Here is a 23,235-nt window from a genome sequence, read left to right as displayed (position 1 = left end):
GGGAGAGTGCTGTGAGTTCAGGCGACAAGTCGGCAGCCCGGTTCGCGGTCGAGCGGGATGACCCGCGGTACAAATGGGTGGCGCTGTCCAACACGACGCTCGGTGTGCTGATGGCGACGATCAACTCGTCGATCGTGATCATCTCGCTGCCCGACATCTTTCGCGGTATCAAGCTCGACCCGCTCCGACCGGGCAACGTCAGCTACCTGTTGTGGATGCTGATGGGCTTCCTGGTCGTGACCGCGGTTCTGGTCGTGACGCTGGGCCGGCTCGGCGACATCTACGGCCGGGTGAAGATCTACAACCTCGGCTTCACCGTCTTCACGATCGGGTCGGTGGCGCTCGTGTTCGACCCGCTGACCCAAGGCAGTGGCGCGATGTGGCTGATCCTCTGGCGACTCGTGCAAGGGGTCGGAGCCGCGATGCTGTTCGCCAACTCGACGGCGATCCTGACCGACGCGTTCCCGGCGGATCGCCGCGGCTTTGCCCTCGGCATCAATCAGGTCGCCGCGATCGGCGGCTCGTTCATCGGCCTGATCGTCGGCGGCGTACTCGCGCCGGTTGACTGGCGGCTGGTGTTCTTCGTCTCAGTCCCGTTCGGCCTCCTCGGCACGGTGTGGTCGTACCGCAGCCTGCGCGAGACGAGCACCCGCACCACGGCCCGGATCGACTGGTGGGGCAACGGGTTGTTCGCGGTCGGGCTGACCGCGGTCCTGGTCGCGATCACCTACGGGATCCAGCCGTACGGCGGTCATGACATGGGCTGGACCAGTCCGTGGGTACTGACCGGGCTGGGCACCGGCGTCGCCTTGCTGGTGGCGTTCTGCGTGGTCGAGGCGCACATCAAGGACCCGATGTTCGACATGTCGCTGTTCCGGATCCAGGCATTCTCGGCGGGGAACTTCGCCGGTCTGCTGTCCGCGATCAGCCGTGGCGGTCTGCAGTTCATGCTGATCATCTGGCTGCAGGGAATCTGGCTGCCGCTACACGGCTACAGCTTCTCCAGTACGCCGCTATGGGCCGGCATCTACCTGCTTCCGCTGACCATCGCATTCCTCATCGCCGGACCGCTGTCGGGCTACTTCTCCGACCGAATCGGCGCCCGCAGCCTGGCGACCGGCGGTTTGCTGGTCGTCGCGCTGAGCTTTACCGGACTGATGCTGCTCCCGACTGACTTCAGCTACTGGGCCTTCGCCGGCCTGCTGGTCCTGAACGGCATCGGCTCGGGCCTGTTCTCGGCTCCGAACACGAGCGCCATCATGAGCAGCGTGCCGGCCAACCGCCGGGGCGCCGCATCCGGGATGCGCGGCACGTTCCTCAACTCGGGTACGTCGCTGTCGATCGGCGTCTTCTTCACGATGATGATCGCCGGGCTGGCGTCGACCCTGCCGCGCACACTGACCGAGGGCCTGCAGGCTCATGGAGTGCCGCAGGCTGTTGCCGCGGGCATCGGCAACCAGCCGCCGGTCGGCAGCCTGTTCGCCGCGTTCCTCGGCTACAACCCGATCGGTACGGCGCTCGGCTCGGTGCCGGCCTCGGCCATCAAGGGCGCCGACCTGGGCACGCTGACCAGCAAGGAGTTCTTCCCCCAGCTCATCTCCGGCCCGTTCCACCACGGTCTGGTGATCGTGTTCGCGGTCGCCATCGGGATGTCGCTGGTGGGCGCCGCCGCCTCGCTCTTCCGCGGCCCGCGCTACATCCACACCGAGCCGGACGGGTCACCGCTGCCGGAGCCGGCTCCGCTGCCGGCAACCGCCGTACGCGAAGCCTGAATTTGGACAAGCGGCGACGGATCGCCCACCCCGTGTTAGGCGATCCGCCGCCGGTGTAGTGCGTCCGGCCGCCCCCCTGTTGGCGTCCGGACGCAGGTCCTAAGGTCTGGCCAGCTCGTCGAGCAACCTCCCGGCCATCTCGTCACTGCCCGGGAGACCTTCGATCCAGGTCCGGGCCAGCTGGGGTACGTCGGTGTCCAGCCGCCACTGGGTGATCAGGGCTCGTACCGTCGCGACCTGCTCCGGCAGGTTCGGCTCGCGGCCGACGAGCGCCGCCGCGCGACGTGAGCCGACGCGGCCCAGTACGTCACCGCCGCTGAAGACGATCCGAAGGCATTCCGCGATGTCGACAAGCCGGAGCTCGCGGTCGAACGCCGACGTCCCCGCGGGATGGAGCGGCTCGACAACCACCAGTGCGTGGGTTTGCGGTACGGAAGTTCCACGGAACTCCGCCTCTCGGTAGAGCTCTCCGAGCCGGGACCGCAGGTGCGCCAGGCTGGACAGCCCGGTCAGCGGGTCCTCGCAGGACAGCGAGTGCAGGTAGACGAGGGATGCTTCGGCCCAGCTGGAACTGAGTGCGCGTACCGCGGTGAAAGCCGGCTCGCCCCCGGCGATCGAGCGGTACAGCGCACTCAGCCCATCAAGTGCCTCCACCAGCGAGACTCCGTCGGCCGCCAACCGGCGGCCGACCTCGTCCGATGCAGGCACGACATCGGCTCCGTCCGTCAGCGCCTCGGCGATCGCGAGATAGGCGCTGTGGTCGATGCCAGCTGTGCCGTGCGGCTCCCTCCGGCCGCGCGGAAGCTCGGGTGAGTTCTGGTTCGACGACGCTTCCGGCCGGGTCCGGGCGGGCGACCCCGCCAGGTTCAGGGACTTGGCCGGACGCAGGTCTAGCCGTCTGCGGATGTCCGCGAACAGCGACATGGCCCTCCTCGAATAGCCCCGTCAGTCTCCCGACCGGTCGGCCGGAAGCGTCGTACGCCGAAGAGACAGCCGGTGACGCGGTTCATGACGCGGATTCGCAGAAGTTTTTTCGCGTAACTTCCAGGCTGGTCATCTCGTCAGAGAAGGAGCACAGTTCCGCGTCAGGGATAGTGCGAGAATCCGTCTCACGTGGGAGCCTTGTCTCCGGCAACAAAGTGACGGACCGTCACGTTGCTGCACAGATAGTCAGAACCCACGGGGAGATCGATGGAGACGCCGGAAGGCCAGCCGGATGTTGCGAGCGATGCCGAACTGATCGCGCGCGTTCGCAACGGCGACCTGGAGGCGTACGGCGAGCTCTACGCGCGGCACCACCACGCCGCCGAGCGGATGGCCCGTCAGCTGGTCCCGGTCAACGACGCCGACGACCTCGCCAGTGACGCGTTCGCCAAGGTCCTGGACGCGCTCCGGGCCGGTGGCGGTCCCGACATCTCGTTCCGCGCCTACCTGCTGACGACGGTACGGCGGGTGCACGTCGACCGGATCCGGTCCGGTAAGAAGGTGCAGACCACCGACGACATCGCGTCGTACGAGCGGGAGCCGGAGACCTTCGACGACCCGACCGTCACCGGGTTCGAGAGCGGTGCGGCGGCCAAGGCGTTCGCCAGCTTGCCCGAGCGCTGGCAGGCCGTGCTCTGGCACACCGAGGTCGAGGGTGAGAAGCCGGCCGCGATCGCTCCCCTGCTCGGCCTGACCGCGAACGGCGTGTCCGCCCTCGCCTACCGAGCCCGTGAGGGTCTGCGGCAGGCGTACCTGCAGCAGCACCTGGCCGATGTCGCCGGAGACCGTTGCCGCTGGACGACCGAGCGCCTCGGCGCCTACGTCCGCGGCGGCCTGACCAAGCGCGAGAACCGGAACGTCCGCGAGCACATGGACGACTGCGCGAAATGCACCGCGGTCTACCTCGAGCTCGTCGAGGTCAACAGTGCGCTGCCGGCACTGCTCGCCCCGGCCCTGCTCGGTACTGCGGGCATCGGCTACCTGGCCGCCGCGTCCGGCGCGAAGGTCGGACTGGTCGGGTTCGTCATCACCGGCTGGCGCAAGGTCACCGAGAACAGCACCCGGACGGCAGTCGCCGGCGGCGCGGTGGTGGTCGTCGCGATCGCCGCCGTACTCGCCGCGATGGCGCTGACCGGTAACGACACTCCCCCGGCGGCGATCGAGAAGCCGCCGGCGTCGAGCCCGACGCAGCCGCCGGCGCAGAAGCCGACCGTGCCGCCGGTCAACCCGCCGTCCGCGAAACCCCCGTCGGCCAAGCCGCCGGCGTCCAACCCGACAACGGCCCCGACCACGGCACCCACGACCGCGCCGACGCAGCCGACCGTGACGCCTACCCCGACGCCCGTCGTCCCGACACCGCCTCCCAGCACGCCGACTCCGACGAAGCCGACGCCGACCACTCCGGTCCTCGACGAGGGTCTGGTGAAGATCAGCATTCCGAGCGGCGGCGGCAGCCCTGCCTTCCAGGAGACCCGATCAGCGGCCGCGGGTGGGATCCGGTTCACGATCACGATCACGACTCCGGCCGGGAACACCAACCCGGTGATGATCGGGCTCAAGTACGGCGCCGAGCTCGAGTGGCCGATGAACGGCAACCCGCCGGGCTGGACCTGCAACGCGGCGGCTGACATGTGTACGGCGACCAATCCGGCCGCTCCGGCGCCGATGGCGGTCACCTTCGACGGCCCGACCGGCGGCTCGGCCGCGGACCGGACGTTCACCGTCTCGGCCAAGTCCGGCCGGCTGTACGACGACGACTCGGCGACCGTGCTGGCCCAGCCGAGCACCGACGAGAACCTGCTGAAGATCGTCGCCGGCAAGGCCGACCCGGATGTCCACCACCGGATCATCAGCGTTGCCCCGCGCACCGACCGGACCAGCGTGACGCTGAAGCTCAGCTACGGCTCGGAGCTGGAGTGGCCGATCGCGGCCAACCCGGCCGGCTGGAAGTGCTCGAGCAAGACGAAGACGTGCACGGCGGCGAACCCGGCGAAACCAGCCTCGCTGCCGGCGAACTTCGACGTACCGGACGACTCGTCGGCGGCCGCGCGGACGTTCACGGTGGCGGCGCAGGCCGATCTGGTCAGCGACACCGACTCCGAGGTGCTGCCGGCCGTGCAATCGGACGAGTCGCTGCTGCAGATCCTCACACCGACGCCGCACAACGACCCGAACCCGTTCGTCTACAACCGGTTCCTGCAGGTCAACGGCGCCCAGGGCCGGAAGGTGACCCTGGACATCTCGTGGGGACGCAACCTGTGGTTCCTGCCGTCGTACGACCTGGGCTGGACGTGTGAGCGGACCAGCGACATCCGCCGCGCGACCTGCTGGACGAACAACTACAAGAAGCCGCTCAACTCCGAGTGGAACGCGTGGCTGCCCGGCAACGGCTCGAACAACACGATCACCGTCCACGCCCGGCTGGGCGGTCGCGAGGACACCGACACGGCTCAGATCCCGCCGTCGAGCACACGTCGGTGAAAACGGGCTTGCCGGGTCCCTTATCCTGGTCTTGTTCGCGCTGACGGAACCGAGTAGCGCCGTACACCACGCACGAGAGAGTCGCCGGTAGCTGAGAAGGCGATGCGTGGAGCGGTTGCGAAGACACTCCCGAGCGAATGCACGGCCAGAGGCCGGGTCCGTCGGATCCGGTGAAGGTGTGGTGGCACCGCGAGATTCCCCTTCGCCCACACCTCCGGGGTTCGAGTCAGACCTGGAGGTGAAACAGCAATGCGCATTCTCAACCATGAGATCCCCTCAGCAGTAGGCCAGACCGTTACGGTGGCCGGCTGGGTGCATCGAAGACGACGGCTCGCAGCCGTCAGTTTCCTGATCCTGCGCGACCGGTCCGGCTTGGCCCAGATCGTGGTCAAGGGCTCTCAGGCCCAGTTGGACGAGCTGGGTGAAGAGACTGTTGTTCAGGTGACCGGTACGGTCGCCGCCAACCCGCAGGCGCCGGGTGGCGCGGAGATCGTCGACCCGGTGATCGAGCCGCTGACCGAGCCGGCCGCAACGCCGCCGATCGAGCTCTGGCGGCCGACGGTCGGCGCCGGGCTTCCCGTCGTACTGGACAACGCACCGGTCGCTCTCCGGCACCCGGTCGTCCGGGCCGGGTGGGAGATCGCCGCGGCGGCTCTGCACGGATTCCGTTCTGCTTTGGACGGTCAGGGATTCACGGAGATCCAGACACCGAAGATCGTCGGTACGGCGACCGAGTCCGGGGCGAACGTGTTCGCGCTGGACTACTTCGGCGGGCCGGCGTACCTGGCGCAGTCGCCGCAGTTCTACAAGCAGCAGATGGTCGGGGTGTTCGAGCGGGTCTTCGAGGTCGGTCCGGTGTTCCGGGCCGAGCCGCACGACACGGTCCGGCACCTGGCCGAGTATGTGTCGCTGGACGCGGAGTTCGGCTTCATCACCGACCACCGCGACGTCCTCGCGGTACTGCGGACTGCCATCGACGGGATGCTGTCAGCGGTGGGCTCGCGTGCTTCGTCGGCGCTCGAGCGGCTCGGGATCGAGTTGCCGGAGATCCCGGTGGACGTGCCGGTGGTGCACTTCAGCGAGGCACTCAAGATCGCGGGAGCGAACCCGGACGAGCCGGACCTGGCGCCGGCGGACGAGCGTGCTGTCGGTGAATGGGCGCTGCACGAGCACGGCAGCGCATTTGTCGCCGTCGAGGGCTACCCGATGGTGAAGCGACCGTTCTACACGCATCCGCAGCCGTCGGACCCGCGGTGGTCGAACTCGTTCGACCTGCTCTTCCGCGGGATGGAGCTGGTGACCGGCGGGCAGCGTCTGCATCGGTACTCCGACTACGTCGCGGCTTTGGCAGCGCGGGGTGAGTCGGCGGACGCTCCGGCGTACAGCTCGTATCTGCAGGCGTTCAAGCACGGGATGCCGCCGCACGGCGGGTTCGCGATCGGGCTGGAGCGGTTCGTGGCCCGGCTGACCGGTGCGGAGAATGTCCGCGAGGTCACGCTGTTCCCGCGCGACCTGCACCGCCTCGCCCCCTGATGATGGAGACCACCGAGTCGGTTGTCGCCGAGCTAAACGTTGCCCTAGGCACCGATTATCGGCTCGTGCGGCAACTGACCGGTGGCTTCCAGTCCGGCGCCTTCGAGCTGACCGGCGGCGTCGTCCTCAAATGGACGAACAACCCGGACTGGACGCAGCGGGTCAAGCGGGCGGCTGAGCTCGTTGAGCGGGCTCGTGCGGTCGGCTATCCGACGCCTGCTTGGCTTCACGTGGGCACGACCGCGGCGGGGTCGCCGTACCAGTTGCAGGAGTTCGTGCGTGGCGAGCCGATCCGCGACTACTCCGTTGTCGACGCCGGTCTCGCGCGGGAGCTGATCGCTGCGTGCGAGTTGCAGCGTGGCCTCGTGCCGGAGCCTGGGATCAGCTGGTCGGCGTGGTCGCGCGGCGTGGTCCTGGAGGGCTGGGACGGGGTGTGGGAGCGAGTCAGCCGGTACGACGGGGAGACTGTCGAGCTACTGCGGCGGTACGAAGAGTTGTGCCGGCCGTACCGTGACGTGGAACTGCCGGACGACGACCTGGTCCACGGCGACCTCAACCTCGGCAACGTGATCGTCGACGACGGGTCGGTGGCCGGAATCGTCGACATCGAGGCCGCGGGTGGTGGTTCCCGGGCGTATGACTACGTCTCGCTGGCGACCTCGGCGGCGCGCGACGGCGCAGCGCCCGGCGTGGACGAGCTGTTCGTGGAGGCCGCGCTGCGGGCCGGCGGACGGGCGGCGGTCGCGTTGTGCGCGGGGGCGGCGTACGTGAGTATCGCCGAGTTCGTGCACGACCGGACGGGGTCGGCGGAGTTGATCGAGTACGGCGCTCGGCGGGTGCTCGAGCTGCTGGATGCATGATGTGCGCATGCTGAGTGAGGTGGAGCGGGCCGTCCTGGCGGCGATCGACGACGACCGGATTGTTGCCGACCTGCTGGAGCTGGTCCGGATTCCGAGTGTGGACGGGACCGCGGCGGAGAGCGACGTACAGGCGTGGTGTGCACGACGGCTGGCTGCGTTAGGGGCCTCGGTTGACCACTGGCAGTTGGAGCTGGACGGGCTCCGAGCCGACCCCGAGTTCCCCGGCATGGAGGTCGAGCGGGCCGAGGCTTGGGGCTGCGTCGGCGTACTGGGTGGAGACGGGACGCCGGGGCTGATTCTCAACGGGCACGTGGATGTGGTGCCGGGCGACGCCTTCGACGGGCGGATCGAGGACGGCGTGATGTGGGGCCGCGGGACCTGCGACATGAAGGGCGGCGTCGCAGCGATCCTCGGTGCTGTGGCCGCGATTGTTGCCGCAGGCATCCGGTTGCGCAAGCCGCTGGCCGTCCACTCGGTGATCGGTGAGGAGGACGGCGGGCTCGGCGCGTTCGCGACCCTTCGTCGCGGTCATCGCGGCGAGGCGTGCCTGATCGCGGAGCCGACCGCCGGGACCGTGATCCCGGCCAACGCCGGCTCGCTGACGTTCCGGCTGGAGGTGGCGGGGCTGGCGACGCACGGTTCGACCCGCAGCCGCGGGGTGAGTGCGATCGAGAAGTTCACCGTGATCCAGACCGCGCTGCAGGAGCTCGAGCTCGCCCGCAACCGGGACCCGCATCCGCTGCTCGCTCACCTCGACCTCGCCAACCCACTCTCCGTCGGCACCATCGCCGCCGGCGACTGGGCGAGCACCGTCCCCGACCACCTCGTTGCCGAGGGCAGGTACGGCGTACGCCTCGGCGAACCGCTCGCCGAGGCCCGAGCCGCCTTCGAGACCGCGATCGCAGAGGCTTGCGCGAAGGACGACTGGTTCCGCGAACACCCGGTCGAGGTCAGCTGGCCAGGAGGCGAGTTCGCCTCAGGCCTGTTACCCGAAGGCGACCCCTTGCTCCCGGACGCTCTCCTCGCGGCGGCCGACGTCGGTGGTGCGACGCCAGAGGTCATGGGAGCGCCCTACGGGTCGGATCTACGCCAGTACGCTGCAGCCGGCATCCCGACACTCCAGTACGGCCCCGGTGACGTCCGCTATGCACATGCGGCCGACGAGCACGTGGTTCTCTCGGAGGTACTGCGTGCCGCTCGCACGTACGCCTTACTCGCCGTACGCCGTTGCACCTGATCCGAATCCACCGAGGAGCATCCGGCCGGTGCCCGAGCGGGGCGATCAGCCAGCCCCTGGCGGCCCGTGAGATTCAGGAGAGGGCGTGCGGTAGCAACGGCCGGTCGGGCTGGCCCAGGTTGTGGTGCCGTCGGGGTTGGGCGCGACGGTCCATCCGCCTTCGTGCTTCAGGCGGTGATGATGTCGGCAGAGGCAGTGGAGATTCTCGGTGGTGGTGCGGCCGCCGTCCCCGAAGGCGACGCGATGGTCGAGATCCGCGAACTCGGCCGGACGGTTGCAGCCGGGGAACTGGCAGGTGCGATCGCGCACGCGGACGAAGCGATCGACGGCCGCAGCGGGTGTGTAGGTGTCTGAGTTGCCGACCGGTGGTTCGTCGGCGATGCGGATATCGAGGCGGGACCGAGTGGGGCGCCCGAGGTCTCCGAGGAGATTGCGCGCCAGGACCCGGGTGAGGTGCTTGCGCAGAGACTCTTGAGGGATCGGGCCGTGGTGGTCGGCCTCTCCGCCGGTGCAGTTCTCGCCGTTGAGGAGGGCCCGGATCTCGGCGCCAGTCGCATGGATGACGACACTCGCCTCCGCGCCGATGACAGATTCATCAGGCAGATCCCAGACCCCCTCTTGGACGGTGTCTGCAGCGTCGTCGCCAACCTTGCTCTCACCGACCAAGTCGGTCGGCTGCGTCTGTGCTGGCTTGTCAGCGGCCTGGTTACCAGTCTTGCTGCGGGGCAGGAGGCGGGCCAGAGCGATGTCGGCGCGCAACTGATCCATGGTGCGCGAGTCACCGTGGCGGCGACGGTAGGTCGCGGCGCGGGTGAGGCTGGTCATCACCGCGCTCGCATCCAGTGCATCCTGGGTGTGGATCAGTTCAGCCGTGCCGTCGCTGGTGGTGAAAATCCGCACCGACCGCTCGTCCATCGCCCGCGCGTGTGACTTACTGCGTGCCTCTGGTGAACGCCGCGCCGCCTCCCGTTGCGCTTCCCGCTTGAGCTTCTGCAAGGGATGTTTCCTGGCCCACTCGAGCACCGCGGTCTCGGCCGAACGCAGCGCCTCCGGATCGTCCAGGACCGACAACTCCCGCACAATCGTGACCGCGGCCCGCTCTGTCAGGTCGCCCTCTTCCAGCGCGGCCAGCGTCGCCGGAAAGTTGTGCACCAGTTCGCAGAAGGTGTGGATGCGGGCTGTTGCAGCACCCTTGTTCATTTGCCACACCAATGCGAGTTCGTCGGCCGGCGAGCGTAGATCCCCTGCCACCCAGCGACGCTCCCCCGGCGCCGCCGCCCTGTCTCCGGGCTCGGGGTAGCGGTGACCAAGGTCGGCGGACGCACCGCGCAACGAAGCCTCGTATTCGGCGGTTGCCTCGGCCTCCCACGCCGCCAGCCGGGACTTCAATCGGCCGATCGACTCCTGCCGGTCCAGCCAGCCCGAATCGTTCAGCTCCGCGGTGTCCTGAAACGCGACCGCCTCGAACAATCCCGCACCACGGTCCGGGTCGTCCGCTTCGACATACCTGCCGAGCAACCCATGCCGATCCGCGAGCCGCTCATCAGCGCGCGTCCGGTCGACCAGCGCCAAGAAAGCGGCATCCCAGCGACCGTCGTCATCCCGTGCTCTCGGGACAACAGACAGCCGGGCCTGCGCGGCCGGCTGATCGATCGGACACTCACTCATGCATTCGATCATATGTTCGAATAGACGCACGACGCAAATTCGCCGGCCGGGCTGCGATCACGCAGCCCGGCCGGCAACTTTCAGTCCTCGAGTGACTGGTAGAGGGTGGTCCAGAAGTCGTTCGCGAGCTGGATCGCGGACGGCACGGTCGTGCCGACCTGGGTGAGCACGATTCCGACGACTCTGTTGACCGGGTCGGCGTACGTCGACGTACCGGCGCCACCGTCCCAGCCGAACTGGCCGATCGGCGCGTAGTCGCCCCGATAGGTGCGGACCGCCATCCCGAAGCCCCAGCCGCCCTGCTGACCCTGGCCGAACGAGATGTGCACGTTGTCCCGGGCCAGCGTCTCGCGCGCCGCCAGCACCTCCGGCGTGAGGCTGTTGCTGGTCATCAGCTCGACGGCCGGCTTGGACAGGATCCGCTCGCCCTGGTGTACGCCGTGGTTCAGCAGCATCCGGAAGTACGCGTGGTAGTCGTCAGCGGTGGAGTTCAGTCCACCGCCACCACCCGCGAACGCCGGCGGGCTGCTGTGACGGCCGCCCTCGGCCTCGTCCCACACCTGGAACTCGCCGGTCGCCGGGTCCGGTGCGTACAGCGGAGGCAGTCGGTCGATCTGGTCGCCGGGCACCCAGAACCCGGTGTCCTTCATGCCCAGCGGCTCGAAGATCCGCTCGCGCAGGAAGGCGTCGTACGACTGCCCGGTGACCCGGGAGACGAGGACGCCGACCAGGTCGCTGCTGATCTGGTACTGCCAGCGCTCGCCCGGCTGGTACATCAGCGGGAGGGTGCCGAGCCGGCGCATCCACTCGTCCGGCTCCGGCATCGGCACCGGCCCGTTCGGCGTGATGCCCTGCTCGAACAGCGCGCCCATGATCGGCGTACCGATCATCGTCATGTCCATGCCGAGCCCGAACGTCGAGGTGAGCACGTCCCGGACCGTGATCGGCCGCTTGGCCGGCACGGTGTCGTCGACCTGGCTGTCGATCCGCTTGAGCACCTGACGGCCGGCGAGCTCGGGGAGCCACTGCTCGACGGTGTCGTCCAGCCGCAGCCTGCACTCGTCGAGCAGCACCATCGCGGCCGAGATCGAGACCGGCTTGGACGTCGACGCCATCCGGAAGATGGTGTCGCGCTGGATCGGGGTGTCACCGTCGTGGCGCATGGTCCCGAGCGTCTCGACGTGCGGCTCCCCGTCGCCCCGGCTGACCAGGGTGACCACACCGGGGATCTTCCCGGAGTCGACATGCCGGGCGAGTACGTCGTGCATCCGGCCCAGGCCCGCTTCGGTGAAGCCGCTGGAGGTGGACATCGTGGTGTTCTCCTTCGGTTGAGAGATAGCGATCAGAGGCTGCGGGCGACGATGTCGCCGACGGTGGTGGTGGCCTTGATGGTGAGCTGGGCGCCGGCGCCTTCGGCGTTCTTGAGCGCGTTGTCGATCCGGCCGGTGGTGGTGCCGGCGTTCAGCGACGCCGAGACTCCGGTGGCGGCGCCGACCTCGATCTCGCCGACGTCGGTACGCAGTTCGAGCGCGCCGGCGGCGGCCTCGGCGATCCGGATGTCGCCCTTGCTGGTGCGAACCTCCGCGGAGCCGTTGAGGCGGCCGACCGAGACGTCACCGGCGGTCAGGGTGAGCTTGGCGCTCGCGACGTCCTCGAGGTCGATCGAGCCGTGCGCGCTGTTGATCGCGACGTCACCGAGTCGTCCGGTGGCCTGGAGCTCGGAGCTGGCGACCTTCACGTCGACCTTGGAACCGGCCGGCAGGTGGACGGTCAGCGCGACGTACCCGGACGGGCCGAAGTACTGCCGCTTGGCGGCGATCTCGACCTGCAGGACGCCGTCGGCGTACCCGACCTGGGCCTCCTCGGCGGCCTTCACGTCACGGCTCTTGGAGGGGTCCGCGGGTGCGACCTCGACGACGGTGTCGGCCCGGTCGGCGGCGATCAGCTGGATGCGTCCGGCGGGGATGTCCAGTACTGCGGAGATCGGCTCGGGGGTGTTGAAAGTAGGCATTGTCGTACCTTTCGGATTCGTTGATCTTGTTCGACTGGGACAAGCTTCTAAGACCGCCCTGACACCGGTCCGCCATCGTGCTGACATGACGGAGGTGCCGTGTCAGCAGCCGAGTCGGTCGGCGATCACGCCCAGCACCTGCCTCAGATCCCGTGCCATCCGGGTCTGCAGACCGAGCTCGGCGATCCCGGCGGCGAAGCCCGGGTGGTCGGGAAGGACCTGGTGGACCCGGTGGGTCACCCGGGTGCCCCCTGGAATGGGATCGGCTTCGTGCACTCCGGCGTACCAGCTCCGCACCGCCAACCTGCACCGGGTCCGGTCGACCTGGATCTCGACCGGCTCGAGCGGTCCGGCGAGCTCTGCGCGGTAGAGGCCTGCTTCGGGCTCTGGCACGACGGTCATGGCTCCTTGCCTGGCCGTCGACGCCCTAGCGAGTACCAGGAGGTTGTCGTCGCCGACCCGGCCCGCGGTGACCGCCAGCAGCAGTGCGGCAACTGCGGTGACTGGCGCGTCGAGCGTGCCTTCCACCTCCCACTGGGCGGGCTGCGCGTCCAGTTCGGCGAGCAGCGTTCGGGTGGTGTGCATGGTCGAAGCCTCGGTGTGGTGACCCATCCGGCACAATCCACGCCGCGCCCGCTGGGACACGGGACACCGCGCTGACCTGCGGAGTCACCCGAGTCGGACTGGTGTCCCAGGATGGGACGGGACACTCAGGACGCGCGGGCCAGGCCTGAGCGGGCCTCCGGCACCAGGTAGTCGAGGCCGTGACCGGAGGCGAGCTCCAGCACCAGCTGGAAGTGACATGCCGCTGTGACTCGATCACCGGTGGCCAGGCACGCCTCGGCGTACGGGAGCTGGATGCGTGCCAGCCGGTGCGGCTCACCGACTCGTTCGAGGATCCGGACGGCCTCGGCCTGTTTGTCGTCCGCCTCCTCGGTACGCCCGAGATGGCGCAGAACGACGGCGACGTCGGTCAGGCTGGCGGCCTCGAACACCGAGTTCCGCGTGGCCCGATTGAGCGCTACAGACTGCTCGGCGAAGCTGAGCGCGTCCTGGAAGTCGCCCAGGCCCAGTGCCGCCTGGCCGAGTACGTCGCAGCACATGCGCTCGGTCTGCCGGTCCAGCCTGTCGACGATCTCGACCACCTCCGCGACGACCTCGCGCGCCCCGGCGTACTTGCCCAGCCAGACCAGAGCCAGGCCGAGTGCGGCGCGAACCCGTGCCCGGACGGCTTCATGCGGTGCGTCCAGTGCGGTCGCTCGGTCCAGGAGCTCGACTGCGCCCTCCGGGTCGCCGAGGTACTCACGGATCTGGGCCAGCTGCATGAGCGTGATGGCTTCGCTGACGAGGTCGCCTTCTGCTGCCATCAGCACGCGAGCCGCCTCCAGCTCCAGCGCTGCCTCCGCGAGCCGGCCGTTGCGCAGCCGCACAGCGCCCAGCAGGTACCGGTGCGAGGCGAGCACGCGGCGGTCGCCGAGCCGCTCGGCGGCGGGCATGCTGACCTCGAGCACCTCGCGCAACCGCGTCGTACCACCGCGGCGCGCCTCCGAGATCGTGGCGAGCTGTCCGAGTCCGACTGCCTGCGCGTCGATGCGGAGCTGCACGGCCAGCGAGAACGCCGCGGCGAGGTTGCCCCACTCGGTGTCCATCCAGTCGACGGCGACGTCGAAGCCGGACAGGTCGGGCAGCGCAGGAGGCGGCTGCGTCACCGTGACCGGGAGCGGGATGAGGATCTCGATCAGCTTCTTCACGGCCAGCAGGCCGCTCAGGTAGTAGTCGGCGAGCCCGGCGATCGCCGGCGCCGGATCAGCTGCGGGATCGTCGGCCCGGGCGGCCTGTCGTAGCAGGTCGTGCATCCGGTAGCGGCCGGCTGCGGGCTCCTGGATCAGGTGGACGTCCACCAGGTCTTCCAGCAGGGAGCGGGCGTTGAGCAGTGGGATCCCGGCCAGCGCGGCCGCGCCGTACGCGTCGATGTCCTCCCCCGGCACCAGTCCGAGCAGCCGGAACATCCGGCGCTGAGCGGGGTCGAGCTGCCGCAGCGACATCTCGAAGACGTCCAGCGCCACCAGTTCGCCGTCGCGCAACCGTTCGACCAGTGTGTCGAGCGTCCAGGCGGGCCGGTGCCGCAGTCGGGCTGCGGCCACCCGGATGGCCAGCGGCAGGTTCCCGCAACGGCGCAGTACCTCATCGACGTCGCCTGGCCGGGCACCGCCCGCGGCGTCGACGAACAGCTGTGCCGCGTCCTCGCTGGGCAGGACGTCGAGCGAGACGGGCTGGGCGCCGTCCAGCTCGACCATCCGGCGGCGGCTGGTGATCACCGCGAAGGTCTGGCCGGCTCCGGGCAGCAGATCGCGTACGTGGTCGGCGTCGGTGGCGTTGTCCAGCAGGACGATCAGTCGTCGCGTCGCCAGCTCGGACCGCCACAGCGCGGCCCGCTCGGCGAGCCCGTCGGGAATCCGGCCGGGTGGCAGCCCGAGTGCGACGAGCAGGACGCGTAGCGCCTCCACAGGCTCGACCCGCTCCCGGCCTGGTGTGAACCCGTGCAGGTCCAGGTAGAGCTGCCCGTCCGGGAAGTCTGCGGTCAGCAGGTGTGCAGCGTGGACGGCCAGTGCGGACTTGCCCACCCCGCCCATGCCGTCGATCGCCACGACCGACGTGGTCCGCGCGGCATCACACAGGGCGTCCAGCTCGGCCGTGCGGCCGGTGAAGGCGGTGACGTCGTGCGGCAGGTCGTTGCGTACCGGCGTCGCAGCAGCGCCGGTCTGAGGCCCATCCTTGGCGCGTTCCCAGATCTCCCGCAGGGGTCGCGGATCGCGACCGGCTGTTTTACACAGTGTCACGACCGTTGACCAGGGTGGGACAGCCTGACCGGCGAAGTACCGCGAGAGCGAGGAGCTGCTGGTGTCGGTGTCGCGGGCGAGCTCGCGCAGGCTCCGCCCGGTCACATCGCGCAACTGCCGCAAACGCTCTGTCAGCTCGTCGCCCACCCTCAGCCTTTCTCCGGAGTCAGTCGCCGATTCTAGAGGTCCGGACCTAGCCAGATCCCCTGGATCTACCGGATTCGGTCGAGCGCCGCCCGCCCCAACGGACCCCAGTGCGCCTTGCCTCCGGGCACGCCTTTGTCGCCGTTGATCCCCATCGCGATCAGGAACAGCGCCCGTTGCACGGCCCATGCGCGGGCTCGCCGTACCGTTGCCTCATCCGCTTGGTAGCGCTCGAAGAACCGGTCAGCGGCGCCGGCCGGCAGCAGGATCCAGGCGGCCGCGAGATCGGTGGCCGGATCGCCGGCGCAGACCTCTTCCAGGTCGATCACACCGGCAAGGGTGCCATCGGCAACGACCACGTTCGCCGGGTGCAGGTCGCCGTGCAGCCAGAGCAGCGGACCGTCGTACGCCGGTGCGGCGACGGCGTCCTCCCAGACCGCGCGAACCTCGTCAAGACAGTCGACGTACTCATGCACGTCGCTGAACCCCAGGCTCTCCGGCAGACCGCTCCGGTTGCTCGCCGGCGCGTCGGCAGGCGCCTCAGTGTGGAGGGCACGCAGGAAGTCGGCCAGCACGTCCGCGGCCTCGGGGTCGGTGATCGGTGCGTAGTCCGCTGGTTCGCCGGCGACCCACGTACTCACCAGCCAGGTCCGCGGGAACCGGTCCGACGGTGCGCCGAGGCGGACAGGTGTCTGGACGGGCAACGGAACCCGGGCGGCGATGTCAGGAACCCAGCGGTGCTCGTTGAGCAGGAGCTCCGGGAACCGATCGGTCCGCGGCATCCGGACGGCCAGGTCCTCGCCCAGCCGCCACATCTGGTTGCCCCACCCGCCGACGACCTCCTTCAGCTCCAGGTCCGCCAAGTCGGGATGCTGCTCTTGCAGGAGGGTCCGCACGAGTTCCTCGTCCATGGAGCGTCAGACGCATCACAGGCGGCTCTGGTTGGGAATAGGTGCCGGTAGCAGCCAGCTGCGGACAGGTATGCGCATTGATGTGTGGTCCGACGTCGTCTGCCCGTGGTGCTACATCGGCAAGCGTCGGCTCGAACAGGCTCTGACCGAGAGCGGCGACCAGGCCGAGGTCGTCTGGCACAGCTTCCAGCTCGACCCGTCGTCGACGAACGACGACGCACGCGATCTGGCCACCCGGCTGGGCGAGAAGTACGGCCGCGGCCGTGAGTGGGGCCTGCAGGCGAACGCCCACGTCACCGAGATCGCGTCCGAGCTCGGCCTCGACTACCACCTCGAGGACGCGAAGTCGGCGAACACCGTCGACGCGCACCGGCTGCTCCACCTGGCCCGCGAGCTCGCGGAGGCCGGTGAGGTGCCCGCCGAGACGCAGGGCCGCCTCAAGGAGCGCTTGCTCAAGGCCTACTTCAGCGACGGCCTCCCGGTCGGCGACCACGCCACTTTGACTGAGCTGGCCACGGAGGTCGGCCTGCCCGCCGAGCGAGTGCGTGAGGTCCTGGCGGGTACGACGTACACCGAGGACGTCGCCGCTGACCAGCAACAGGCGCTGGCGTACGGCGCGAACGGCGTACCGTTCTTCGTCATCGACGAGAAGTACGGCGTGAGCGGCGCACAGCCGGTCGAGGTCTTCCAGGAGGCACTGCGCCGGGCGAATGCGGACCGGAAGCCGGTGACGCTGATCACCTCAGCGAGCACCGCAGCCCAGGACGACCCGACTTGTGGACCGGACGGCTGCGCCATCTGAGTCGTGGGTACAGGGAGTACCACAGAACGTGGTGTATGAAGGAGGTATGACTGTCGTGCGCGCATTGGCCAGGCCGTTGCTGTCCGTCATTTTCGTCGTGCAAGGCGCGAACGCGATCCGCAATCCCGAGCCGCTGGTGCCCAAGGCGCAGCCGGTGACCGACCGGCTGGTGCCGATGGTGAAGCGGGTCGCGCCGCCGCAGGTCAGCGACCGGCTCCCCGACACCACGGCCAACCTGGTCCGGCTGAACGGCGCGGCCCAGGTGATCGGTGGTATCGCCCTCGCCAGCGGCAAGGGCCGTCGCCTCGGCGCGACCCTGCTGGCCGCCTCACTGGTGCCGACGACGATTGCAGGCCACCCGTTCTGGCTGGAGAAGGACAAGGCCGTCCGCAACCAGCAGCGCATCAACTTCATGAAGAACGTGGGGATCTTCGGCGGTCTGCTGCTCGCCGCGGTCGACACCGAGGGGAAGCCCGGCGTCGCCTGGCGCGCCACCCACGGTGCGAAGGCGGCGAAGCGCGAGACCAAGCGCGGTGCCAAGGCTGCCAAGCGCGAGGCCAAGCAGTTGGCCCGCGAGGCCAAGCAGGCCGCGAAGCTGGCGAAGGCGGAGCTCCCGTTCGGCTGAATGCCCTAGGCTCAGGGCTGTAGAACACCTGAGCTGAGGGAGTGGGATGAGCGAGCAGGGTTGGCCGGCACCGCGCGCCGAAGGTGCTGTGACCGGTACGGTCACGGTCCCCGGATCGAAGTCGATCAGCAACCGTGCCCTCATCCTCGCCGCGCTCGCCGACGGCCCGTCGCACCTGACCGGCCTGCTCGCCGCCCGCGACACCTCGCTGATGCGGTCGGCGCTGGTCTCACTCGGCGTCGGCATTGCGGACAGCGGTACGACGGTCACGGTCACCCCGGGCTCGCTCAAAGGCCCGGCGAGTGTCGACTGCGGCCTGGCCGGCACCGTGATGCGGTTCGTCCCACCGGTCGCCGCGCTGGCCGACGGGACGATCGCCTTCGACGGCGACCCGTACGCGCGGGAGCGGCCGATGGGCGTGATCCTGGGCGCTCTGCGGACCCTCGGCGTACAGATCGAGGACGGTGGCACCGGGCGGATGCCGTACACGGTGTCGGGCACGGGTTCGGTCCGCGGCGGCACGGTGACGCTGGACGCATCCGGGTCGAGCCAGTTCGTGTCCGCGCTGCTGCTGGCCGGCGCGCGGTACGACGAGGGTGTCGACATCCGGCACGACGGGAAGCCGGTGCCGTCCCAGCCGCACCTGGACATGTCGGTGGCGATGCTGCGGGAGCGCGGCGTCCAGGTCGACGACGCCGAGCCGAACCGCTGGGTCGTTGCCCCAGGCCCCATTCGGGCGATGGACACCGCGATCGAGCCGGACCTGTCGAACGCGGCGCCGTTCCTGGCCGCGGCCGTGATCACCGGCGGGTCGGTGACCGTCACCGGGTGGCCGTCGCAGACCACTCAGCCGGGCGGCCAGCTGCCCGAGATCTTCACCCGCTTCGGCGCTTCCGCCACCCTCACCGACAATGGCCTCACTGTCCGCGGTACCGGCCGAGTGCAGGGCGTAGACCTCGACCTGAGCGAGGTCGGTGAGTTGTCGCCGGTCATCGCGGCGGTGGCTGCCTTTGCGGACGGACCGTCGTACCTGCGTGGGATCGCGCACCTGCGCAACCACGAGACCGACCGGCTCGCAGCGCTCGAGCGCGAGTTCAACGCGCTCGGCGGAGACGTGACGCAGACGGCCGACGGGCTGGAGATTCGCCCGAAGCCCTTGCACGGTGGGCTTTTCGGCACCTACCGCGACCACCGGATGGCCCATGCGGCCGCCGTACTCGGGCTGCTCGTCGACGGCCTCGAGATCGAGAACATCGGGACCACGGCGAAAACCCTGCCGGAGTTCCCCGAGCTCTGGTCGGGCTTGGCCGGCTGATGTCGCGGTACGACGAGGAGGCTAAGTACGACCGGCCCAAGCGCCGGACCCGGCCGCGGACCAAGGACCGCCCCTCGTACGACGACGCCGTGATCGGATTCGTCTTCACCCGCGACCGCGGGCGCTACGCGTGCTGGGTCGACGATGCCGACGGCGGCTACGAAGTGACCGCGATGAAGGCCCGCCAGCTCGGCCGCACCGGCGTGATCGTCGGTGACCGAGTCAAGCTCGACGGCAACTCCACCGGCGACGAGGGCACCCTGGCGCGGATCGTCGAGGTCCTGCCGCGGACAACCCTGCTGCGCCGGTCGGCCGATGACGAGGACCCGGTCGAGCGACCGCTGGTCGCGAACGCGGACCAGCTCGTCATCGTCGTTGCAGTCGCGAACCCGGAGCCGAGGACAGGACTGATCGACCGCTTCCTGGTCGCGGCGTTCGACGCCGGCATGCGGCCGCTGCTCTGCCTGACGAAGACCGACCTCGCCGACCCGGACCCGCTGCTGGCGATCTACCGCCCACTCGGGGTCGAGTCCGTGGCCACCCAGCAGGGCGGCGATCTCAGCGAACTCCGCGAACAACTCGACGACCGTACGAGCGTCCTGGTCGGCCACTCCGGCGTCGGCAAGTCGACGCTGGTCAACGGCCTGATCCCTGGCGCGGATCGAGCGATCGGTGTGGTCAACACGGTGACCGGCCGCGGACGGCACACCTCGACCAACACGCTCGTACTGCGTCTGCCCAACGGCGGCTGGATCATCGACACCCCGGGCATCCGCTCGTTCGGCCTGGCCCACGTCGATCCGGACAAGCTGATCGAAGCCTTCCCCGACCTGGCCGACATCGCGGAGACCTGTCCGCGTGGCTGCACGCACACCGCCGACGCCCCTGACTGCGCGCTCGACGAGGCCGTCGCGGCGGGCCGAGCCGACGCCGACCGAGTCGCCTCGTTCCGCCGTCTGCTGGCCAGCCGCGAAGGCCGGGACCTGCGCGAAACCGAAGAGACTACTTAGGCGGAAGCTGGCCGGTCCAGACAGCCTTGGCGCCGGCGTCCCCGGTGCGGATGGTCTGCCAGAGAACGAGAACGGCGATCACCACGACGGCGACCTGGGTGACGATCTCGAGCGGACGGCTCTTGGTTGCCTTGGCACCCTTTCCGGACGCCAGCGCGGACGGTCCGGACAGCAGCAAGAAGGCGGCGACGGCAACGACCGCGAAGATCAGCACGTACCAGAACAGCAGGTCGGCACGCTTCTCGTGCAGCTCAACCGCCTTCTGCAGCGTCGGGACCGCGGCCACGAACGCCTGGCCACTCTCCTTCGCAACGAACGTGCACACCAGCGCCCCGACCCCGAGCACCAGGGCCGGCCAGCGCAGGAACCAGCGCCAGCGCGGCACCAACGCGAACACCAGCCCGGTCAGCGCCGCCACCGGCAACACGACCACAGTGAGATGGACCACCAGCACATGCAGCGGCAGGTCACCGAAGCGCTCGAACATTGACGCCTCCTGGCGTTCGTAGATCGTGGTCAGACACTAACTGCACGTTCAATGACCCATTTAGGTTCAATTCGCGCCGCAACCGATCCGCAACGTTCGCCGGACACCTGCCCCGCTCAGCGGCAGGTCAGGCTAGCCTTCCGGCATGCCTTCGCACACGGATGACCTGCGGCTCGCCCACATCCTGGCCGACGACGCGGACTCGACCACGATGGACCGCTACAAGGCGCTCGACCTGCACGTGGCCACCAAGCCGGACCTGACCCCGGTGAGCGAATCCGACAAGAAGGTCGAAGACGTGATGCGCAAGACGCTCTCCCGGGCCCGCCCGCGGGACGCGTTCGTGGGCGAGGAGGACGGCACCTCCGGCTGGGGCGTACGCCGCTGGGTCGTGGACCCGATCGACGGCACCAAGAACTACATCCGTGGCGTCCCGGTCTGGGCGACGCTGATCAGCCTGATGATCGAGGACCAGGTCGTCGTCGGCGTGGTCTCCGCCCCGGCGCTCGGGAAGCGCTGGTGGGCGTCGTACGGCGACGGCGCCTGGACCGGCCGCGCGCTGCACTCGTCGCAGCCGTGCCGGGTCAGCGACGTGAGCAAGATCGAGGACGCCTCGCTGTCGTACGCCTCGCTCAAGGGCTGGGAGAAGATCGGCAAGAAGAACCAGTGGGCCGACCTGATGGACACGGTCTGGCGGACCCGTGCGTACGGCGACTTCTGGTCGTACATGCTGGTCGCGGAAGGCGCGGTCGACATCGCAGCCGAGCCCGAGCTCAACCTGTACGACATGGCCGCGCTGGCGATCATCGTCGACGAGGCCGGCGGCAAGTTCACCTCGGTCGAGGGCAAGCCGGGCCCGAGCGGCCCGAACGCCGTCGCCACCAACGGCCGCCTGCACGACGAAGTACTCAGCCGCCTCGAGTAATCCGCCGCTGCAGGAACTCCGCCTCGACAGCGTTGCTGGTGAAGGCCAAGGCCTCTTCGTACGCCGCCTGCGCCTCGGCGTCCCGCCCGGTACGACGCAACAGCTCCGCGCGCGTGGACGCGAGATACGGGTACGTCGCCAACGCCGGGTCGTCCTGCAACTGGTGGAGCGCCGCTTCGGGTCCGTCGACGTAGCTGAGCGCCACCACCCGGTTCAGTGCGACCACAGGCGAAGGCCAGCGGGCCAGGAGCAGGTCGTAGAGCCCGAGGATCTCCTGCCAGTCGGTGTCTTCCCAGCGCTTCGTCTCCGCATGCACTGCCGCGATCGCCGCCATCACCCCGAACCGGCCCGCGTTCGCCAACGCCTCAGGCACCAGCTCCAGCCCTTCGGTGATCAGCTCCTCGTCCCAGCGCGAGCGGTCCTGGTCCTCCATGAGCACCAGACGCCCGTCGTCGTCGACGCGCGCCGCCTGCCGCGAGTCCGTCAGTACCAGCAACGCGAGCAATCCCGCCGCCTCCGAACTCTCGGGCACCAGGAGCCGCATCATCCGGGCAAGATCGAGCCCTCGCCGGGCCAGATCGGGCCGCGTCAGCTCGTCGCCATCCGCCGCGGTATGACCAGCCGTGTAGACGAGGTGTACGACGTCCAGCACAGCGTCGATGCGCTCCGGCAAGTCCGCCAGCAGCGGGATCCGGTAGGCGATGCCCGAGCGGGAGATCTTGTGCTTGGCGCGGGTGATCCGGGCCTGCATCGTGGCTTCCTTGACCAGGAACGCCTTCGCGATCTCCGCCGACGACAGCCCGCAGACGAGCCGAAGCGTCAGCGCGATCTGCGCCTCCTGCGCCAGCGCCGGGTGGCAGCAGGTGAACACCAACCGCAGCCGGTCGTCCGGAAAGACCCCATCAGAGGCCTGCTCATCCGGAATCAGCAACGGCAGCTTTCGACGAGCCACGTCGTCCCGCCGCCGGTGCTCCAGCGCCCGCCGAGTCGCGACCGTCGTCAGCCAAGCACCCGGCTTCTTCGGCACGCCCTGTTCACGCCAGTGCACCAGCGCCTTGGCGTACGCGTCCTGCACACAGTCCTCGGCCAGATCGAGATCGGCCGCGACCCGTGCCGTTGCGGCGAGCACGGAGGCCCACTCGGTCGAGTGAGCCTCCGCAACCGCCTGCGCGATCGGATCAGCCACCGTTGACCAGGGGACGGACCTCGACACCACCCATCGGGGAGGGCACCTGCTTGGCGATCGCGAGCGCCTCGTCCAGGTCGGCCGCCTCGATGATGTAGTAGCCGCCCATCACCTCTTTGGTCTCCGCGAACGTCCCGTCGGTCACGACGTACCCGCCGTTCCCGTCGGACCGGATCGAGGTCGCGGTCTCACTCCCGTCGAGCTGCCCGCCGCCGCGAAGCGCGGACCCGTTGGTCTCGGCGAAGGCTTGATGGTTCTTGTGGTTCTGCTCCATCACCGATCCGTCGTCCGCGGCCCACTTCGCCTCGTCGTCGTAGATCATCACCAGGTACTTGCCCACTTGCGGGTCACCTCTCTCGTCCATGTCCGCTGCCTGGTCTGTTACAGCATCTACCACTCCGATGCGCGACCCGGGCCGGGATCGACAATCTCGGCCGGGGAGTT

General features: G+C 69.1%; 20 protein-coding genes. 10 read left to right on the top strand and 10 right to left on the bottom strand.

The window, feature by feature from the left end; all coding sequences use genetic code 11:
- The first annotated feature begins 11 nt into the window (after positions 1–11).
- Positions 12–1,772, top strand: coding sequence for an MFS transporter (locus EV650_RS30460; protein WP_238174537.1), 1,761 nt, complete (start codon positions 12–14; stop codon positions 1,770–1,772).
- Between the two features lie 99 nt (positions 1,773–1,871).
- Here the strand turns inward: EV650_RS30460 and EV650_RS30455 are convergent, their stop codons facing one another.
- Positions 1,872–2,696 (bottom strand): hypothetical protein, encoded by an 825-nt coding sequence (locus EV650_RS30455; protein ID WP_134122399.1) that lies wholly within the window; start codon positions 2,694–2,696, stop codon positions 1,872–1,874.
- Between the two features lie 267 nt (positions 2,697–2,963).
- Here EV650_RS30455 and EV650_RS30450 point away from each other — a divergent pair, with 267 nt between their 5' ends.
- The 4 genes from EV650_RS30450 (at position 2,964) to EV650_RS30435 (ending at position 8,867) form a co-directional block, all read left to right on the top strand.
- Positions 2,964–5,237, top strand: coding sequence for a sigma-70 family RNA polymerase sigma factor (locus EV650_RS30450; protein ID WP_134122398.1), 2,274 nt, complete (start codon positions 2,964–2,966; stop codon positions 5,235–5,237).
- A gap of 249 nt (positions 5,238–5,486) precedes the next feature.
- On the top strand, positions 5,487–6,770 hold the full coding sequence (aspS, locus tag EV650_RS30445; RefSeq protein ID WP_134122397.1) for an aspartate--tRNA(Asn) ligase: 1,284 nt from the start codon (positions 5,487–5,489) through the stop codon (positions 6,768–6,770).
- A gap of 65 nt (positions 6,771–6,835) precedes the next feature.
- Positions 6,836–7,630, top strand: a complete 795-nt coding sequence (locus EV650_RS30440) for a phosphotransferase family protein (RefSeq protein ID WP_166678317.1) — start codon at positions 6,836–6,838, stop codon at positions 7,628–7,630.
- A 7-nt stretch (positions 7,631–7,637) separates the two neighbouring features.
- On the top strand, positions 7,638–8,867 hold the full coding sequence (locus tag EV650_RS30435; RefSeq protein WP_134122395.1) for an ArgE/DapE family deacylase: 1,230 nt from the start codon (positions 7,638–7,640) through the stop codon (positions 8,865–8,867).
- 45 nt (positions 8,868–8,912) lie between these two features.
- Here EV650_RS30435 and EV650_RS30430 read toward each other — a convergent pair whose 3' ends face one another.
- From EV650_RS30430 to EV650_RS30405, 6 genes are all read right to left on the bottom strand, one after another.
- The gene (locus EV650_RS30430; RefSeq protein ID WP_134122394.1) at positions 8,913–10,439 is read right to left on the bottom strand and encodes an HNH endonuclease signature motif containing protein; all 1,527 of its coding nucleotides are present in this window, start codon (positions 10,437–10,439) and stop codon (positions 8,913–8,915) included.
- Between the two features lie 176 nt (positions 10,440–10,615).
- The gene (locus EV650_RS30425) at positions 10,616–11,845 is read right to left on the bottom strand and encodes a serine hydrolase domain-containing protein (protein WP_134122393.1); all 1,230 of its coding nucleotides are present in this window, start codon (positions 11,843–11,845) and stop codon (positions 10,616–10,618) included.
- Positions 11,846–11,877: 32 nt separating this feature from the next.
- Positions 11,878–12,546, bottom strand: a complete 669-nt coding sequence (locus tag EV650_RS30420; protein ID WP_134122392.1) for a DUF4097 family beta strand repeat-containing protein — start codon at positions 12,544–12,546, stop codon at positions 11,878–11,880.
- 102 nt (positions 12,547–12,648) lie between these two features.
- Complete coding sequence (locus EV650_RS30415) at positions 12,649–13,131, bottom strand: hypothetical protein (RefSeq protein ID WP_134122391.1); 483 nt, start codon at positions 13,129–13,131, stop codon at positions 12,649–12,651.
- 125 nt (positions 13,132–13,256) lie between these two features.
- Positions 13,257–15,533, bottom strand: coding sequence for an ATP-binding protein (locus EV650_RS30410; protein ID WP_166678316.1), 2,277 nt, complete (start codon positions 15,531–15,533; stop codon positions 13,257–13,259).
- A gap of 65 nt (positions 15,534–15,598) precedes the next feature.
- Complete coding sequence (locus EV650_RS30405; protein WP_134122389.1) at positions 15,599–16,441, bottom strand: aminoglycoside phosphotransferase family protein; 843 nt, start codon at positions 16,439–16,441, stop codon at positions 15,599–15,601.
- Between the two features lie 70 nt (positions 16,442–16,511).
- On the opposite strand from EV650_RS30405, the gene EV650_RS30400 reads away from it, so the two are divergent.
- Genes EV650_RS30400 through rsgA form a run of 4 tightly spaced genes read left to right on the top strand, consistent with a single transcriptional unit; the run spans position 16,512 to position 20,193 of the window.
- Entirely contained in the window at positions 16,512–17,243 is a 732-nt protein-coding gene (locus tag EV650_RS30400) for a DsbA family oxidoreductase (RefSeq protein ID WP_134122388.1), read from the top strand.
- Between the two features lie 46 nt (positions 17,244–17,289).
- Entirely contained in the window at positions 17,290–17,868 is a 579-nt protein-coding gene (locus EV650_RS30395; protein ID WP_134122387.1) for a DoxX family protein, read from the top strand.
- A gap of 46 nt (positions 17,869–17,914) precedes the next feature.
- Positions 17,915–19,183 carry a 3-phosphoshikimate 1-carboxyvinyltransferase gene (gene aroA, locus EV650_RS30390; RefSeq protein ID WP_134122386.1) on the top strand — a complete coding sequence of 423 codons (1,269 nt, stop codon included), beginning with the start codon at positions 17,915–17,917 and terminating at the stop codon, positions 19,181–19,183.
- Positions 19,183–20,193 carry a ribosome small subunit-dependent GTPase A gene (gene rsgA, locus EV650_RS30385; protein ID WP_134122385.1) on the top strand — a complete coding sequence of 337 codons (1,011 nt, stop codon included), beginning with the start codon at positions 19,183–19,185 and terminating at the stop codon, positions 20,191–20,193. Before aroA ends, rsgA begins: the two co-directional genes overlap by 1 nt.
- Here rsgA and EV650_RS30380 read toward each other — a convergent pair.
- Complete coding sequence (locus tag EV650_RS30380; protein WP_134122384.1) at positions 20,186–20,680, bottom strand: DUF2231 domain-containing protein; 495 nt, start codon at positions 20,678–20,680, stop codon at positions 20,186–20,188. The two genes, rsgA and EV650_RS30380, sit on opposite strands and share 8 nt — an antisense overlap.
- Before the next feature lie 145 nt (positions 20,681–20,825).
- On the opposite strand from EV650_RS30380, the gene hisN reads away from it, so the two are divergent.
- Positions 20,826–21,605, top strand: a complete 780-nt coding sequence (gene hisN / locus EV650_RS30375) for a histidinol-phosphatase (protein ID WP_134122383.1) — start codon at positions 20,826–20,828, stop codon at positions 21,603–21,605.
- Here hisN and EV650_RS30370 read toward each other — a convergent pair.
- Complete coding sequence (locus tag EV650_RS30370) at positions 21,589–22,791, bottom strand: RNA polymerase sigma factor (protein ID WP_202874987.1); 1,203 nt, start codon at positions 22,789–22,791, stop codon at positions 21,589–21,591. The two genes, hisN and EV650_RS30370, sit on opposite strands and share 17 nt — an antisense overlap.
- On the bottom strand, positions 22,784–23,155 hold the full coding sequence (locus EV650_RS30365) for a YciI family protein (RefSeq protein ID WP_238174536.1): 372 nt from the start codon (positions 23,153–23,155) through the stop codon (positions 22,784–22,786). The genes EV650_RS30370 and EV650_RS30365 overlap by 8 nt, the downstream gene beginning before the upstream one ends.
- Positions 23,156–23,235 lie beyond the last annotated feature (80 nt).

It is taken from the genome of Kribbella kalugense, assembly GCF_004365875.1.
In the GTDB taxonomy this organism is placed as follows: domain Bacteria; phylum Actinomycetota; class Actinomycetes; order Propionibacteriales; family Kribbellaceae; genus Kribbella; species Kribbella kalugense.
This window is presented reverse-complemented; position numbering and strand designations above follow the sequence as displayed.